The organism is Micromonospora sp. TSRI0369, from assembly GCF_001905625.1.
Lineage (GTDB): Bacteria > Actinomycetota > Actinomycetes > Mycobacteriales > Micromonosporaceae > Micromonospora > Micromonospora echinospora_A.
Window position 1 is genome coordinate 149,741 of the sequence record NZ_LIVU01000003.1, and the last position, 13,612, is coordinate 163,352.

Sequence of the window (13,612 nt, forward strand, 5' to 3'; positions counted from 1 at the left end):
TGCGATCCTCTCAGCGGCCCGGTCCGAGCCCTGCCGGGGGCCGCGACGCCGGTAGGGTCGTGGGGTACCGCCGGATCCGGGTGGGCGAGTGCGCCGCGCCGGTGGGCCGGGAGAACGGTCCTGACCGTAGTCGGGGGTCTCCGCGGCCTGCCACCCCTACCGGCCGTGGCGGTCGTGCGGGCGGGGAGGTGACATCGGTGGTCGCGAGGGCGACGGCGGCACCCGACGGTGTCCGGGCGGTGGTGTTCGACCTCGACGGGGTGCTGGTCGACAGCCTCGCCGTGGCCAGAGAGGCGTTCGCCCTCGCCTACGCCGAGGTGGTCGGCGACGGCATGGCCCCGGTCGAGGAGTACTGCCGCCACCCGGGCCGGTACCTGCCGGAGGTGCTGGAGCTGATGGGTCTGCCGGCGGCGCTCGCCGAGCCGTTCGTGCGGCAGAGCAACCGCCTTGCACACCGGGTCAGCCCGGTCGTCGGCGCGGCGGAGCTGCTGCGCACCCTGCGTCGGCGGGGGATCGGGCTCGCCGTGGCCACCGGCCGCAGCGGCGTACGCGCCCGGGACCTGCTCGGCCGGCTCGACCTGTTGCCGCTCGTCGACCACGTGGTGGGCTCGGACGAGGTGCCCCGCCCGAAGCCCGCGCCCGATATCGTACGGCGGGCGCTGCACCTGCTCGGGGCCCGGCCGGAGGAGGCGCTGATGGTCGGCGACGCGCCCAGCGACCTGGCCAGCGCGCGGGCGGCGGGGGTGACGGCGGTGGCCGCGCTGTGGGGCGAGTCCGACGAGGAGACGCTGCGCACGGCCGGCCCGGACGTCGTTCTGACCCGGCTCGACGAGCTGCTGCCGCTCTGCCCGGCACGGCGGTGACGAGCCACACCGGAGCCGTGGGCGAGAAGCCGCCCGGAGCCGCCGCCCGCCCGGACGGACGCCCGGACACCTGGCGTGACCGGGCGACACCCCTGTCGCCGGGCGGCACCCCTGTGGAGGATGGTTTCCCGCATCGACACCCCCGATTCGTCACCTGATCAGTTGATCGGCGCATCGGTTGCGCGGATGATGTCGGGCGTCGGTCGGCCCGGGTCCGGCCCGTTGCCGCGGACCGACGCCGCGATCAGCCGAGGGGTCCGCCCTTCCCGGCGGCAAACCGCACATGAAGGAGGACCATCCCGGATGCCGGTCATCGAGGTCGATCATCTGCAGAAGCGGTACGGCGAGAAGGTCGCGGTCGACGACGTTTCCTTCACCGTCGAGCAGGGCGAGATCTTCGGCGTCCTCGGCCCGAACGGCGCCGGCAAGACGACCACTGTGGAGTGCGTGCAGGGGTTGCGCCGTCCCGACGGCGGGACCGTCCGGGTGTTCGGGCTGGACCCGGTGCGCGACCGCACCGAGGTGCGCCAGCGCGTCGGCGCCCAGCTCCAGGAGAGCCAGCTGCCGGACAAGGTGCGGGTGCGGGAGGCGCTGGACCTGTACCGGTCCTTCTACCGCAACCGGGCCGACATCGACGAGCTGCTGACCGACCTCGGCCTGGCCGAGCAGCGCAACACCTACTTCCAGAAGCTCTCCGGCGGGCAGAAGCAGCGACTGTCGGTGGCCCTGGCGCTGGTGGGCAGGCCGGAGGTCGCCATCCTCGACGAGCTGACCACGGGCCTCGACCCGCAGGGCCGCCGGGACACCTGGGATCTCGTCGAGCGGATTCGCGACCGCGGCGTCACCGTCGTGCTGGTCACCCACTTCATGGAGGAGGCGCAACGACTCTGTGACCGGATCGCGATCATCGACAAGGGGCGGATGGTGGCCATCGACAGCCCCGCTGGCCTGCTCGCCCGGGTCGGCAGCGAGCACCGGGTGCACTTCCGCCCGGCGGAGCCGGTCGAGGATGCCCTGCTGCTCGCCGCGCCCGACGTGACCGGGGTCAGCCGCTACGGGGCGGAGGTGACGGTGACCGGCACGAAGGACGTGCTCCAGTCGGTCCTGGCAGTGCTCAACGGGCGCGGGACGACCTACACGGACCTGCGGGTCGAGCAGCCCACCCTCGACGACGCCTTCGTCGCCCTGACCGGCCGCGGCGGCCGGGCCGCCGCGCAGTCCCCGACCGACGGGAGGTCGTCGTGAGCGCCCTGTCCAAGCTGATCGCCGTCGAGACGAAGCTGTTCCTCCGGGAGCCCGTGTCGTTGTTCTTCGTCTTCGCCCTGCCGATCGGCCTGATGCTCGTCTTCGGCCTGCCGCAGCGTGCCGGTACCGCCACCGACACCGGCCAGCACGCCGAGCAGACGTTCCTGCCGTCGCTCGCGCTGGCTCTCACCATCGGCATGCTCGCGCTCTTCACCCTGCCGATGGCGCTGGGCATCTACCGGGAACGCCGGATCCTGCGCCGTCTGGCGACCACCCCGGTGCAGCCCGCGCTGCTGCTGGTCGCCCAGGTCGTGGTCAACCTCGTGATGGGCGTGCTCGGTGCGGTGGTCACCTCGATCGCCGTGCGGTTCCTGCTGGACCAGCCGGCGCCGGCCAACCTGCCCGGGTTCGTGCTGGCCTTCCTCCTCGGGGTCGCGTGCCTGTTCGCCGTCGGCCTGCTGATCGCGGCGCTGGCGCCGTCGGCCAGGGCGGCACAGTCGATCGGCCCCGCGCTGTTCTTCCCGCTGCTCTTCCTGGCCGGCGCCTGGCTGCCCCGCGACCGGATGCCGGGTGCCCTGGCGGCCGTGGCCGACTACTCGCCGCTCGGCGCGACCGTCGACACCATCGGCGCGGCGTGGGCGGGGGCCGACCCCGAGCTGCCGCAGCTGATCGCCCTGGCCGTCACGGCCGCCGTCGCCGCCCTGGGGGCGACGCGGTTCTTCCGCTGGGAGTGAGCCCGCCTCCCGACCGGGCTGGTCCGGGCATCGTCGCTGCCCAGGGCCGTTTCTAGGGGTGCGCTAAGGGTGCTCACGAAATGTGATCTGCACTACGTTCGGAGCTGAACGGGTGGCCGCTCACCGGACAGCGACGTTCGACCGCGGAGCGTCCGTTCACCCGGCAACGGGTGTCGTTGGGCCTGTGTGGACCGAACCGCGTCGCCCCTGCGGCGGCTCGTGGGGGTGTGCGGAATACGACGGAGGTCGTGCCATGAAGGACGTTTCGCAAGCTGATCCGGTCGCCCGGGACGCCGCCGGCGTCATCGATGTCGTCCTGGAGGGCGGCCCGGCCGGCCTGCCGGCCGATCTGCGCAGCCGTCGGGTGTCCAGGGCCGAGAAGAAGATCAAGATCCTGTACTACGGCGGGTACGAGCACTTCGAGCGGGGCACCGCCGCCGCGACGGTCGAGCCGGTGGTCTTCCGCTGGACCGGCCGGACCCGGATCGCCGAGTAGCGAAGGGACGCAGCAGTCTCATGCGGGCACAGGACCAGCGGACGGGACCGCACCTGACGGTCAGCGACACGAGCGAGGCGATCGCCTTCTACACGGACGTCTTCGACGCCGTGGCCATCCAACGGGAGTGCCTGCTCGACGGGCATGTCGTGCACGCGGAACTGGCCGTCGGCGGTCATCGCCTGATCGTGAGCGAGTGGTGGGAGGCGGGCGACCCGTCGGTGGCCGCGAACCGTGACGAGGTGTTGACCATCGAGCGGACGGACCCCGAGTCGGTGCTGCGGCGGGCGGTGGCCGCGGGCGCCCATGTCGAGCCGCCGGCTGCCCCGTCGCACCAGGTCACGTTGCGCGACCCTGCCGGCCTCTGCTGGACCGTCGTCGGCCCGCAGCGGGCGGGGTAGGGCGAGTCCCGGCGGACCCGGGACAGGCCGCGGGAACCCGTGCGTACGGCGCGGGTTCCCGCCCGTCCGGCGGGACGTCGCCGGAGTCCGCGCGGTGCGCGGCGCCTGGGCGCTCCTCCGGTCTCCTGGTCAGCCGCGCGGCGGTCCCGCCGACAGTCCGGCTTCCGCCGTCAGGTCCTGAGTCGCACGCGGGCCGGCGGGGGCGACGATCACCTGATCGTCTGCGGGGCCGACGGTTCCCTCAGCGCCTCCACCAGCGTACGCAGCCGCCCGGCGGTCGCCCCGGCCGGCACACGCGGCGGTGGGCGTGCACCGTTCGCTGTTGGTGTCGGCCGGAGGTGTCGGATTCGGGCAGGGGTGTTCGTAGTCAATGTGCGGGGCAGCCCACGAGGCTGCTGGGTGATGCGCCCGTGCGTGAAGGACGGCTCCTTCGCGGGCCGGGCTCTGTTCGCCGGCCCCAGGTGTTCACCACGCTGATGAGCGTCCAGGCTGTTGCGGTTGATCATCGAGAGGTAGGGGCATGGCAAAGCTGATTTATGTGAATAACGTGTCGCTTGACGGCTACATGGAGGACGAACGCGGCGCGTTCGCCTGGTTGCCGATGGACGACGAGGTGTTCGTTGTCTACACCGATCTCCTGCGGTCCGTGGGCACGTTCCTCTACGGGCGGCGACTGTACGAGGCGATGGCCGTATGGGAAACCGACGCCGCTCTGGCCGCGCAGTCCGACCTCATGGCCGACTTCGCAAGCGCCTGGCAGGCAGCGAGAAAGGTCGTGTACTCCACGACCCTCGTCGCGGTGTCGACTGCCGACACCCGCCTCGAACGCCGCTTCGACCCCGCCGCGGTACGCGAACTGAAGGCCACGGCCAGCAGCGATCTCACCGTTGGAGGTGCAAACCTCGCGGCGCAGGCTCTTGAGGCCGGGCTGGTCGACGAGTGCCAGCTGTTCGTCTGGCCCGTGGTCGTCGGCGGGGGTAAGCCGGGCCTGCCGTCCGGCATGCGCGTCGACCTTGAACTCCTCGACGAGCGCCGATTCCGAAACGGCGTCGTACACCTCCGCTACCGCCCTCTCGGGCAGTGAACGACGGCCCGTCCGATCGCCTGCGCTTGCATGAAGGTGGGGCGCTGACGGCTGATCCGACCGGATGAGGTCGACCATCACCCGCTCCGGCTGCGTCACGTCGCAGTGTGCGGAGGCGTCGAACGCCGCGTCGGGACGGCGGTGGCGACAGCGAACCTCAGTCCGGGGAAAACGCTGCCCTGGATCCATCGACGTTGAGAGATCCTGGCCTCCGGGCTGGCCTCGACCGGCCGAGGTGGACTGCTGGTCAACCACCTCCAGGACCGGGTCGTGGTCGGCGTCGGCGATCCCCGACGCACGCCCTGGTCGGCTTCGTCGGGTGCGCCCCGCCCCGCGCCGATGGGTCTGTGCCGTCGTGATGGCGTCGGTGTGGATCCCGTGAGCTGAGATCCGAATCCCACCGGCACACCCGTTGAGCAGGGCTTCCTGAACGGTGACCACTTCGGCGAGCCCGAAGAGGTCACTCCAGCTAGGCATGTGAGAGCCGCAGGGTTGCGCTGAGCGTCATCGGCGGTGGGGCAATGGGCCGTGTCGCCCCTCGGACACCAGCTGAATTCCAGCGGTGCGCGGCAAGGTCAACACTTGCCCGCACCGTTTGCGTTTCCGGCTGGGTTGCGGCTGCGCTGCCGGACGTGTTGTCCACCAGGGCGTGGCTCATCGCCGGCAGCGGGCCCGTCGGCAGGGTCTCGGTGGTGATCGTGGTGAACGCGGCGGTGAACAGCACGGCCAGGCCGAGGAGCGGTCGGCGGGGTACGGGGGCGGTGCGCACGCCGGGTTCTTCTAGTTCCAGGTGCGGTCGAGGAAGTCGGCGATGAGCGGCGCGATCTCCGGCAGGTGGTCTTCGAGGGCGAAGTGGCCGGTGTCGAAGAGGTGGAGTTGGGCGTCGGGCAGGTCGCGACGGTAGGCACGGGCGCCGGGCTCGGGAAAGAACGGGTCCCTGCTTCCCCAGATGATGAGTGTGGGCGGGGTGTGCCTTCGCAGCCAGGCCTGCCAGTGCTCGTAACGCTCCAGGTTGGAGTGATAGTCGAACGCTAGAGCCACCTGCGCCTCCTTGCGGCCCGGCAGGTCTAGGAAGTGCTGGTCGAGGGTCCAGCCGTCCGGGGCGAGCAACTCGGGATCGGCGACGCCGGTCTCGTACTGGCCGCGGGTCCCAGACAGGGTGAGCAGGTCGCGGATGGTGTCCTCGGCGCCAGGTGTCTCGGGACGCAGGGCGATGAAGTCCCGGGCGTCGTCCGACAGCCCCTCGGCGTAGGCGTTGCCGTTCTGTACGACCAGCCCCGCGATCCACTCGGGGTGCCGCTCGGCGAGCCGGAAACCGACCGGCGCTCCGAAGTCGAAGACGTACATCATGAACCGCTCGAGCCCGAGCCGCTGGACGAAGCCCTCGGTGATGTCGGCGAGCCGGTCAAAGGAGTGGATGAAGCCGTCGGGGGTCTGGGTGTGGCCGAAGCCTGGGTAGTCCGGGGCGATCAGCCGGAACCGGGAGCCGAGTGCGTCGATGAGGCGGCGGAACTGGTGCGAGGCCGAGGGGAAGCCGTGCAGGAGCAGCAGCACCGGCGCGTCGGGGCGGTCGGGGAGCGACTCGCGGTAGAAGACGTGGACGCCGTCAACATCGAGGTGGCGATGGAAGGTGCGGGTGATCGGGGGGATGGACACGCCTAATGCCTTTCTGTTGTTTCCAGGCATTAGGTATAGCGATCATGAGTTTAATGCGTCAACCCGGACGTGTAGCATTAGTGACATGGATCTTGTCCCCCTGACCGGGGAACCGCTGGCGCTGGACCTGGTCAACACCCGCCCCGCCACCGGCGATCTGCTGGTCACACCCGACAACCTGCGTGCCTGGCTGGAACTCCAGGCCGACCGGCTTCCGGAGGCGCGGGAACTCGCCGCCGCACTCACCGCCGCTGACCTGACCGCCGTCCACGCAGTCCGCGAACACACCGCCCAGGCCGTCGACCATGTGCGCCGAGGGGAGCCGCCATCCGCGACCGCCCTGGAGTCGCTCAACCAGGCCCAACGCGGCGCGCCCGCCATCAACGAGTTGGCCTGGGACGGCACCTCGATCACGGCCGTCCGTCGACGCACCGGTCCCGCCGGACCGCGCCTGGCCGCCCGGCTCGCCGAGGCCGCCGCCGAGTTGCTCACCGATCCGGCGATCGTCAAGATCCGCCAGTGCGAGGCCGACGACTGCGTGATGCTGTTTCTGCCCGCCCACCCCCGCCGCCGCTGGTGCTCGGCCACCCGCTGCGGCAACCGCGTCCGCGTCGCCCGCCACTACCAACGCCACCGGCCCGACTGAGACTACGCGTAGATCTACTCAGCTGGTTCGGCCCGGACGCCGCCCGCTCCCACGGGCGGCCGTCCTCACTGGGCGGACGCGACCCCGACCAGCGTCGCCAGCTGAGCCCGCGACGTGATGCCCAGCTTGGGGAACGCCTTGTAGAGGTGGTAGCCCACGGTCCGTGGACTGAGGAAGAGCTGGGCGGCGATGTCGCGGTTGGAGGCGCCGGTGGCGGCCAGCCGTACGACCTCGCGTTCCTGCGCGGTGAGCACGCTGAGCGGGTCGCCGGCCCGGCGCGGCGCGGCCGGTACGTCCCCGGTCGCGCGCAGCTCGGTGCGGGGGCGACAGAGTGCCTTGGGCAGGCATGACCTGCTGGTGACTCAGACGACCGGATCGCTGGCCACCGTCGTTTTTCGATCCTCGGGCCTCTCGGTCAGCCACTTGGACATCTGCCACTCGTACGGTGCCGAGGACTCGTCGAACTTGACACCCAGGTCCCGGCGAGCCGCAGTGTAGAAGCGGCCGCGTGCCTGGCCGGTAGCCCGAACCGCCTCGTTCCACGTCAGGTCACTGGTCTGGCCCAGCGCCAGTCGCATGAGGCGGAACGCCACATCGTGCCACTGGCGGGCAGCTGCAACCACCGCATCGTCGCCCAGCATCAACACCGCCTCCCACCGGGTCGTGCGTTCCTCCTCTGCCATGAGGAGATCTGCTTCGGTGATCTCTCCACCGAACCAGAAGTCGTCCTCATAAACACCCCGTTTGGCCGCGAGGGGCACCGCGACGGAGATGACCCGCTTGACGGCGTGTGCATAGTCCGTGTACGCGGCTATCCGCCGCTCATCCCAGCGAGCCGCCTGCTGACGGCGCCAACGGTTCCGCTCCTGGACTGTCGTCGTGATGAATGTGGCCAGCGCACCGATAAGCACACCGATGAGAGCGGGCAATTGCAGCAGGAACAAGCGCATGCCGCTGAGCTGTCTCCAGAGCTCGACGTCAGCCGTGATACCCACCGCCGCGATTATCTGGCTTGTCGAGCCGCTGCCGAGAAGGGGACGACCGCGCCATGACCTTCCTCGACTACCTGCTGCGCCAGCGGGAGGTGCAGGGTACGGAGGAGGGGGAGGCTGAGGGCGGGGCAGACTGAAATCAACACATCCCGAGCACACTGTTGCCCCCGCCGACGGCGATCCTCTACCTTCTGCTGAAGCGGTGGGCGGTGCGGTCCGCATCCGACCGACACCGCCGGGTGCCCGTCGCGCGGGCCGGGATGGTGGAGTCCCGGGCCACCCCGTCGGCGGTGTCGCGGCGGTCGTGTGACCCCAGCTCGTACTCCGGGTGGTGCTGCCCGGCGTGGCTCCGCGCGGAGCCGACGGCGAGCGGGCCACGCCGATCCCCACCGGAGAATCCCGTGTTCCTCAGCCCGCACGAGCAGGACCGCCTGCTCGTCCACGTCGCGGCCGACGTCGCTCGCCGCCGCCGCGAGCGCGGCCTGCGACTCAACTATCCCGAAGCCGTCGCGATCATCGTCGCCTTCCTGCTCGAGGGGGCCCGCGACGGCCGGTCGGTGGTCGACCTCATGTCCGCCGGCCGGACTGTGCTCGGCCGTGAGGACGTCCAGGACGGCATCCCCGAAATGCTGAGGGAGGTGCAGGTGGAGGCGACGTTCCCGGACGGTACCAAGCTCGTGACGGTGCACCACCCGATCCCGTGATCCCCGGGGAGATCCTGCCCGCGGCCGGCCCGGTCGAGATCAACGTGGGTCGGCCGGTGACCACAGTGGTCGTGGTCAACACCGCCGACCGTCCGGTGCAGGTCGGCTCGCACTACCACTTCGCCGAGGCCAATCCGGCCCTGATGTTCGACCGTGCCGTCGCCTGGGGGCAGCGTCTCGCCGTTCCGGCGGGTACTTCGGTCCGGTTCGAGCCGGGCGTGAGCCGCGACGTCGAGCTGGTCCCGCTCGGCGGCGCACGCGTCGTGCCCGGCCTGCGCGGCGAGTGCGCCGGGCCGCTGGACGAAGCGCCCCTGACCGCACCGGAAACAGACGTGCCAGCGAGCGGGGCGCAGACGAGCGGGGCGCCGACGACCGACGGGCCGGCGCGGTGAGCGCCGTGCGGCGGGACCGCTACATCGACCTGTACGGGCCGACCACCGGCGACCGCATCCGGCTGGCAGACACGAGCCTGCTGATCGAGGTGGAGACCGACCACTGCGTCGGCGGCGACGAGGCGGTCTTCGGCGGCGGGAAGGTGATCCGCGAGTCGATGGGCCAGTCGCGGGCGACCCGCGCCGAGGGCGCCCTCGACACCGTCATCACCGGCGCGGTGGTGCTCGACCACTGGGGCGTGGTCAAGGCCGACGTGGGCCTGCGTGACGGGCGGATCGTGGCGCTGGGCCGGGCCGGCAACCCGGACACCATGCCCGGCGTCCACCCCGAGCTGGTCATCGGCCCGGCCACCGAGGTCATCGCGGGCAACGGCCGGATCCTCACGGCCGGCGCCGTCGACACGCACGTGCACTTCATCTGCCCGGAGATCGTCACCGAGGCGCTGGCCAGCGGCATCACCACACTCGTCGGTGGCGGCACCGGCCCCGCCGAGGGCACCCGGGCCACGACTGTCACCCCGAACGCCTGGCACCTGGCCCGTATGCACGAGGCGCTGGACACCCTGCCGGTCAACGTGCTGCTGCTCGGCAAGGGCAACACCGTCTCGCAGGAGGCGCTGTGGGAGCAGTTGCGCGCCGGCGCGGGCGGTTTCAAGCTGCACGAGGACTGGGGCACCACACCGGCGGCGATCGACGCCTGCCTGCGGGTGGCGGACGCCTCCGGGGTGCAGGTGTCCATCCACACCGACACCCTCAACGAGGCCGGTTTCGTGGCCGACACGCTGCGGGCGATCGCCGGCCGGGCCATCCACTCGTACCACACCGAGGGCGCGGGCGGCGGGCACGCGCCGGACATCATCACGGTGGCCGGCGAGCCCAACGTGCTGCCGTCGTCGACCAACCCGACCCGGCCGTACACCGCCAACACCCTCGCCGAGCACCTGGACATGCTGATGGTCTGCCACCATCTCAACCCGTCGGTGCCGGAGGACCTGGCCTTCGCCGAGAGCCGCATCCGACCGTCCACCATGGCCGCCGAGGACCTGCTGCACGACCTCGGCGCGATCTCCATCATCGGCTCCGACTCGCAGGCGATGGGCCGGGTGGGCGAGGTGATCCTGCGTACCTGGCAGAGCGCGCACGTCATGAAGGAGCGGGTCGGCGCGCTGCCGGGCGACGGCGCGGCCGACAACCACCGGGCCCGCCGGTACGTGGCGAAGTACACCATCTGCGCGGCGATGGCGAACGGGCTGGACCGGGAGATCGGCTCGGTCGAGCCGGGCAAGCTGGCCGACCTGGTGCTGTGGGATCCGGCGTTCTTCGGGGTACGACCGCACCTGGTGCTCAAGGGCGGCATGATCGCGTACGCCCAGATGGGTGACGCCAACGCGTCCATCCCGACGCCGCAGCCGATGCTGCCGCGGCCGATGTTCGGGGCGTACGGCGCCGCGGCATCGGCCACCAGCCTGGCGTTCGTCGCGCCGGCCGCCCTCGACGCGGGGCTGCGCCTCGACGTGCGGCGACGGGTGGTGCCCGTCGCGGACGTGCGCTCGCGGGGCAAGGCCGACCTGCCGGAGAACGACGCGATGCCCCGGATCGAGGTGGACCCGGACACCTTCACGGTACGGATTGACGGTCAGGTGGTGGAGCCGGACCCGGTGCCACGCCTGCCGATGGCCCAGCGGTACTTCCTGTTCTGATGGCGACGTCGAGCCTGCTCCTGCTGGTGGCCGACGGTCGCTTCCCGGCCGGCGCGCACGCCCACTCCGGCGGCCTGGAGGCGGCCGTCGCCGCCGGCCGGGTCACCGACCTGGCCACGTTGGAGGCGTTCCTGGCCGGCCGGCTGGCCACCGCCGGGCTGGTCGGTGCGGCGTTCGCGGCGGCGGCGCACCGGGCGGTGACCTCGGCCGGTTCCGCCGTACGCGGGTCCACGCTGGCATTGCTCGACGCGGAGCTGGACGCCCGGACGGCGGCGCCGGCGCTGCGCACGGTGTCCCGTCGCCAGGGACGGGCTCTGCTGCGCGCGGGCCGGGCCATCTGGCCGGAGGCGTCCTTCGACGACCTGCCCTCCGCACCTGGCGGACCGCACCAGCCGTTGGTGCTCGGGCTGCTCTGCGCCGCAGCCGGCCTGAGCCGCGCCGAGACCGCCACGGTCGCCACCCACGGGACGGTGACCGGTGCGGCCAGTGCGGCCGTACGCCTGCTCGGCCTCGACCCGTACCGGGTCCAGGCCCTGCTGGTCGGTCTCGCCGGCCTGTGCGACGGCACCGCCGCCGAGGCGGCCCGGGCCGCCGACGACCCACCCGAGCGGCTGCCCGCGGCGGCCGCCCCTCTTGCCGACATCCATGCCGAAGCTCATGCCACCTGGGAGGTGCGTCTCTTTGCGTCCTGACACCGTTGTGCCGACCGCTGCGCCCACTGCCGAGAAGAATCCTGCCCCGCACGACGAGACCGTTCCGCACACCCACCCCGAACCGGGGGTGGACCCGCATCCGCCGCTGGCACTCCCCGGCCGGGCGCTGCGCGTCGGCATCGGCGGGCCGGTCGGGTCCGGCAAGACCGCCCTGGTGGCGGCCCTGTGCCGGGCGTTCGCCGGGGAGCTGCGACTCGGCGTGGTCACCAACGACATCTACACGACCGAGGACGCCGACTTCCTCAAGCGGGCCGGCGTGCTGGACCCGGCCCGGATCCGCGCCGTGGAGACCGGCTGCTGCCCGCACACCGCCATCCGGGACGACATCGGGGCCAATCTCGACGCCGTGGACGAGTTGGCCGAGGCGGTCGGCCCGCTGGACCTGGTGCTGGTCGAGAGCGGCGGGGACAACCTGACCGCCACGTTCAGCCGGGGCCTGGTGGACCGGCAGATATTCGTGGTCGACGTGGCCGGCGGGGACAAGGTGCCGCGCAAGGGCGGACCCGGTGTGACGTCCGCCGACCTGCTCGTGATCAACAAGACCGACCTGGCCCCGATGGTGGGCGCGGACCTGGCCGTCATGGACCGGGACGCGCGGGCCCGGCGCGGCGACCTGCCGACCGTGTTCCTGTCGATCGTCGGCGACCCGGCGGCGGGGCGGGTCGCCGACTGGATCCGCCACGAACTGGCCCACCACGCGGCAGTGCACCCGGCCGCCGCGCGGGGCGGCCCGGCCTGATGCGCGCGTACGCCCGGCTGGTGGCCCGGGCCGACGGCCGGGGCGGCACGGTCCTCGCCGAGCTGCGCGGTGAGACGCCGCTGCTGCTGCGACAAACGCCCGGCAGCGGCCGGGCCGTGACCGTTTACGTCGTCGGCGGTGCGGCCGGCCCGCTCGCCGGCGACGACCTGCGGCTGGAGATCGACGTGGGACCGGGGGCGGCGGTGCGGGTACACACAGTCGCCGCCTCGGTCGCCCTGCCCGGCCGGCCCGGCGTCGTGTCGCGGATGGCGGTCCGCGCCGTGGTGCACGACGGCGGCGCACTGCACTGGCTGCCCGAGCAACTGGTCGCGGCGGCCGGCTGCGCCCACCTCGCCGAGTCCCGGGTCGAGCTGGCCGCCGGGGCGAGGCTGACCTGGCGCGACGAGGTGATCTGCGGCCGGTACGGCGAGGCGCCGGGCAGCGCGGTCGTGCACACCCGGGTCGACTACGACGGCCGTCCGCTGCTGCGCCAGTCGCTTGCCGTGGGGCCGGGCGCGCCCGGCTGGGCCGGCCCCGCGGTGCTCGGCGGCGCGCCGGCCACCGGGTCACTGCTGGTGGTGGACCCGTCGCTTCCCCACGAGACCGCGACTGTCGAGGGCACCGTCGCCCGGCTGCCCCTGGCGGGCGGTCCGGCGACACTGTGGACCGCCACCGCTGCCGACGCGCACACGCTGCGCGCCCACCTCGAAGGCGAGCCGCTGCTCACCGAGGCGTAGTGAGGCGAACGCCGGCCGCCTCGGCGTTGTCGCGCCGAACCGCCGGGTCGAGCCGGGCGATCAGGTCGGCGAGGTAATCGAGCAGGACGGTGCCGGCGGGTACGCCCGCCTCGGCGAGGCTGGTCCGGACCCGCTCGTCGAGGCGGGCGTGCTCGCGGCGGCCACGGGGGGTCAGGTAGGCCCGGATACGCCGGCGGTCCAGCGGGTCGATCCGCCGGAACACGAGGTTACGGTCGACGAGCTGGTCGACCAGCTTGGTGAGGGTCCCCGGCGGCAACGACGCCTCGGCGGACACCTCGCTCATCGGATGGCCCTGACCGTCGGCGAGCAGGCAGAGCACCCGCCACGCCTCGGTGGTCAGGTCGTCGTCGGCCAGAACGGCGGCCATGCGGCGGGAGAGCAGCCGTTCGGCGCGGGTGAGCGAGCGCAGCAGATCGGCTGGCGCCCCGGGCACGTCTGACATGGAACTCCCTGGGCCGGTGGCCCTGTCATGGTAGCGACTCGTCCCGC

General features: G+C 72.2%; 18 protein-coding genes. 13 read left to right on the forward strand and 5 right to left on the reverse strand.

Annotated elements, in window-relative coordinates; translation table 11 throughout:
- Positions 1-197 precede the first annotated feature (197 nt).
- The 6 genes from AMK25_RS09590 to AMK25_RS09615 all read left to right on the forward strand — a co-directional run bounded on the left by AMK25_RS09590 (position 198) and on the right by AMK25_RS09615 (position 4,823).
- Complete coding sequence (locus AMK25_RS09590; protein WP_073827828.1) at positions 198-863, forward strand: HAD-IA family hydrolase; 666 nt, start codon at positions 198-200, stop codon at positions 861-863.
- 303 nt (positions 864-1,166) lie between these two features.
- On the forward strand, positions 1,167-2,108 hold the full coding sequence (locus AMK25_RS09595; RefSeq protein WP_073827829.1) for an ABC transporter ATP-binding protein: 942 nt from the start codon (positions 1,167-1,169) through the stop codon (positions 2,106-2,108).
- Positions 2,105-2,842: an ABC transporter permease gene (locus AMK25_RS09600; RefSeq protein WP_073827830.1), complete on the forward strand. Its 738-nt coding sequence runs from the start codon at positions 2,105-2,107 to the stop codon at positions 2,840-2,842. Before AMK25_RS09595 ends, AMK25_RS09600 begins: the two co-directional genes overlap by 4 nt.
- Before the next feature lie 253 nt (positions 2,843-3,095).
- Complete coding sequence (locus tag AMK25_RS09605) at positions 3,096-3,338, forward strand: DUF5988 family protein (RefSeq protein ID WP_030498879.1); 243 nt, start codon at positions 3,096-3,098, stop codon at positions 3,336-3,338.
- Between the two features lie 20 nt (positions 3,339-3,358).
- Positions 3,359-3,739, forward strand: a complete 381-nt coding sequence (locus tag AMK25_RS09610) for a VOC family protein (protein WP_064445437.1) — start codon at positions 3,359-3,361, stop codon at positions 3,737-3,739.
- A gap of 520 nt (positions 3,740-4,259) precedes the next feature.
- On the forward strand, positions 4,260-4,823 hold the full coding sequence (locus AMK25_RS09615; protein WP_073827831.1) for a dihydrofolate reductase family protein: 564 nt from the start codon (positions 4,260-4,262) through the stop codon (positions 4,821-4,823).
- Positions 4,824-5,292: 469 nt separating this feature from the next.
- Here AMK25_RS09615 and AMK25_RS31875 read toward each other — a convergent pair whose 3' ends face one another.
- Both AMK25_RS31875 and AMK25_RS09620 read right to left on the reverse strand, forming a co-directional pair.
- The gene (locus AMK25_RS31875; RefSeq protein WP_143194719.1) at positions 5,293-5,592 is read right to left on the reverse strand and encodes a hypothetical protein; all 300 of its coding nucleotides are present in this window, start codon (positions 5,590-5,592) and stop codon (positions 5,293-5,295) included.
- 11 nt (positions 5,593-5,603) lie between these two features.
- Positions 5,604-6,479: an alpha/beta fold hydrolase gene (locus AMK25_RS09620; protein ID WP_241826308.1), complete on the reverse strand. Its 876-nt coding sequence runs from the start codon at positions 6,477-6,479 to the stop codon at positions 5,604-5,606.
- Positions 6,480-6,564: 85 nt separating this feature from the next.
- Here AMK25_RS09620 and AMK25_RS09625 point away from each other — a divergent pair, with 85 nt between their 5' ends.
- Positions 6,565-7,125, forward strand: a complete 561-nt coding sequence (locus tag AMK25_RS09625; RefSeq protein WP_073827833.1) for a CGNR zinc finger domain-containing protein — start codon at positions 6,565-6,567, stop codon at positions 7,123-7,125.
- A 65-nt stretch (positions 7,126-7,190) separates the two neighbouring features.
- Here the strand turns inward: AMK25_RS09625 and AMK25_RS09630 are convergent, their stop codons facing one another.
- Together AMK25_RS09630 and AMK25_RS09635 are read right to left on the reverse strand one after the other, a co-directional pair.
- Positions 7,191-7,379 carry a response regulator transcription factor gene (locus AMK25_RS09630; RefSeq protein ID WP_241826309.1) on the reverse strand — a complete coding sequence of 63 codons (189 nt, stop codon included), beginning with the start codon at positions 7,377-7,379 and terminating at the stop codon, positions 7,191-7,193.
- Between the two features lie 108 nt (positions 7,380-7,487).
- On the reverse strand, positions 7,488-8,120 hold the full coding sequence (locus AMK25_RS09635) for a hypothetical protein (protein WP_241826310.1): 633 nt from the start codon (positions 8,118-8,120) through the stop codon (positions 7,488-7,490).
- A 398-nt stretch (positions 8,121-8,518) separates the two neighbouring features.
- Between AMK25_RS09635 and AMK25_RS09640 the strand changes: the two genes are divergently transcribed.
- The 6 genes from AMK25_RS09640 to AMK25_RS09665 are packed head-to-tail and all read left to right on the forward strand — an operon-like array spanning position 8,519 to position 13,102.
- Positions 8,519-8,821: an urease subunit gamma gene (locus tag AMK25_RS09640; protein WP_073827834.1), complete on the forward strand. Its 303-nt coding sequence runs from the start codon at positions 8,519-8,521 to the stop codon at positions 8,819-8,821.
- Entirely contained in the window at positions 8,818-9,213 is a 396-nt protein-coding gene (locus AMK25_RS09645; RefSeq protein ID WP_073827835.1) for an urease subunit beta, read from the forward strand. Before AMK25_RS09640 ends, AMK25_RS09645 begins: the two co-directional genes overlap by 4 nt.
- Positions 9,210-10,913: an urease subunit alpha gene (locus AMK25_RS09650; protein WP_073827836.1), complete on the forward strand. Its 1,704-nt coding sequence runs from the start codon at positions 9,210-9,212 to the stop codon at positions 10,911-10,913. The genes AMK25_RS09645 and AMK25_RS09650 overlap by 4 nt, the downstream gene beginning before the upstream one ends.
- Positions 10,913-11,605 (forward strand): urease accessory protein UreF, encoded by a 693-nt coding sequence (locus AMK25_RS09655; protein ID WP_073827837.1) that lies wholly within the window; start codon positions 10,913-10,915, stop codon positions 11,603-11,605. The genes AMK25_RS09650 and AMK25_RS09655 overlap by 1 nt, the downstream gene beginning before the upstream one ends.
- Complete coding sequence (gene ureG / locus AMK25_RS09660) at positions 11,595-12,365, forward strand: urease accessory protein UreG (protein ID WP_083664689.1); 771 nt, start codon at positions 11,595-11,597, stop codon at positions 12,363-12,365. The genes AMK25_RS09655 and ureG overlap by 11 nt, the downstream gene beginning before the upstream one ends.
- The gene (locus AMK25_RS09665) at positions 12,365-13,102 is read left to right on the forward strand and encodes an urease accessory protein UreD (protein ID WP_073827839.1); all 738 of its coding nucleotides are present in this window, start codon (positions 12,365-12,367) and stop codon (positions 13,100-13,102) included. The genes ureG and AMK25_RS09665 overlap by 1 nt, the downstream gene beginning before the upstream one ends.
- Here the strand turns inward: AMK25_RS09665 and AMK25_RS09670 are convergent.
- Positions 13,089-13,565 carry a MarR family winged helix-turn-helix transcriptional regulator gene (locus AMK25_RS09670; protein ID WP_073827840.1) on the reverse strand — a complete coding sequence of 159 codons (477 nt, stop codon included), beginning with the start codon at positions 13,563-13,565 and terminating at the stop codon, positions 13,089-13,091. The genes AMK25_RS09665 and AMK25_RS09670 overlap by 14 nt on opposite strands.
- Positions 13,566-13,612: the final 47 nt, after the last annotated feature.

What these genes read in the sequence shown, in the direction of transcription:
- AMK25_RS09595 (WP_073827829.1), top strand. Translation starts at nt 1,167, where the DNA reads ATGCCGGTCATCGAGGTCGATCATCTGCAGAAGCGGTACGGCGAGAAG.
- AMK25_RS09605 (WP_030498879.1), top strand. Translation starts at nt 3,096, where the DNA reads ATGAAGGACGTTTCGCAAGCTGATCCGGTCGCCCGGGACGCCGCCGGC.
- AMK25_RS09610 (WP_064445437.1), top strand. Translation starts at nt 3,359, where the DNA reads ATGCGGGCACAGGACCAGCGGACGGGACCGCACCTGACGGTCAGCGAC.
- AMK25_RS09615 (WP_073827831.1), top strand. Translation starts at nt 4,260, where the DNA reads ATGGCAAAGCTGATTTATGTGAATAACGTGTCGCTTGACGGCTACATG.
- AMK25_RS09625 (WP_073827833.1), top strand. Translation starts at nt 6,565, where the DNA reads ATGGATCTTGTCCCCCTGACCGGGGAACCGCTGGCGCTGGACCTGGTC.
- AMK25_RS09655 (WP_073827837.1), top strand. Translation starts at nt 10,913, where the DNA reads ATGGCGACGTCGAGCCTGCTCCTGCTGGTGGCCGACGGTCGCTTCCCG.
- AMK25_RS09665 (WP_073827839.1), top strand. Translation starts at nt 12,365, where the DNA reads ATGCGCGCGTACGCCCGGCTGGTGGCCCGGGCCGACGGCCGGGGCGGC.
- AMK25_RS09670 (WP_073827840.1), bottom strand. Translation starts at nt 13,565, where the DNA reads ATGTCAGACGTGCCCGGGGCGCCAGCCGATCTGCTGCGCTCGCTCACC.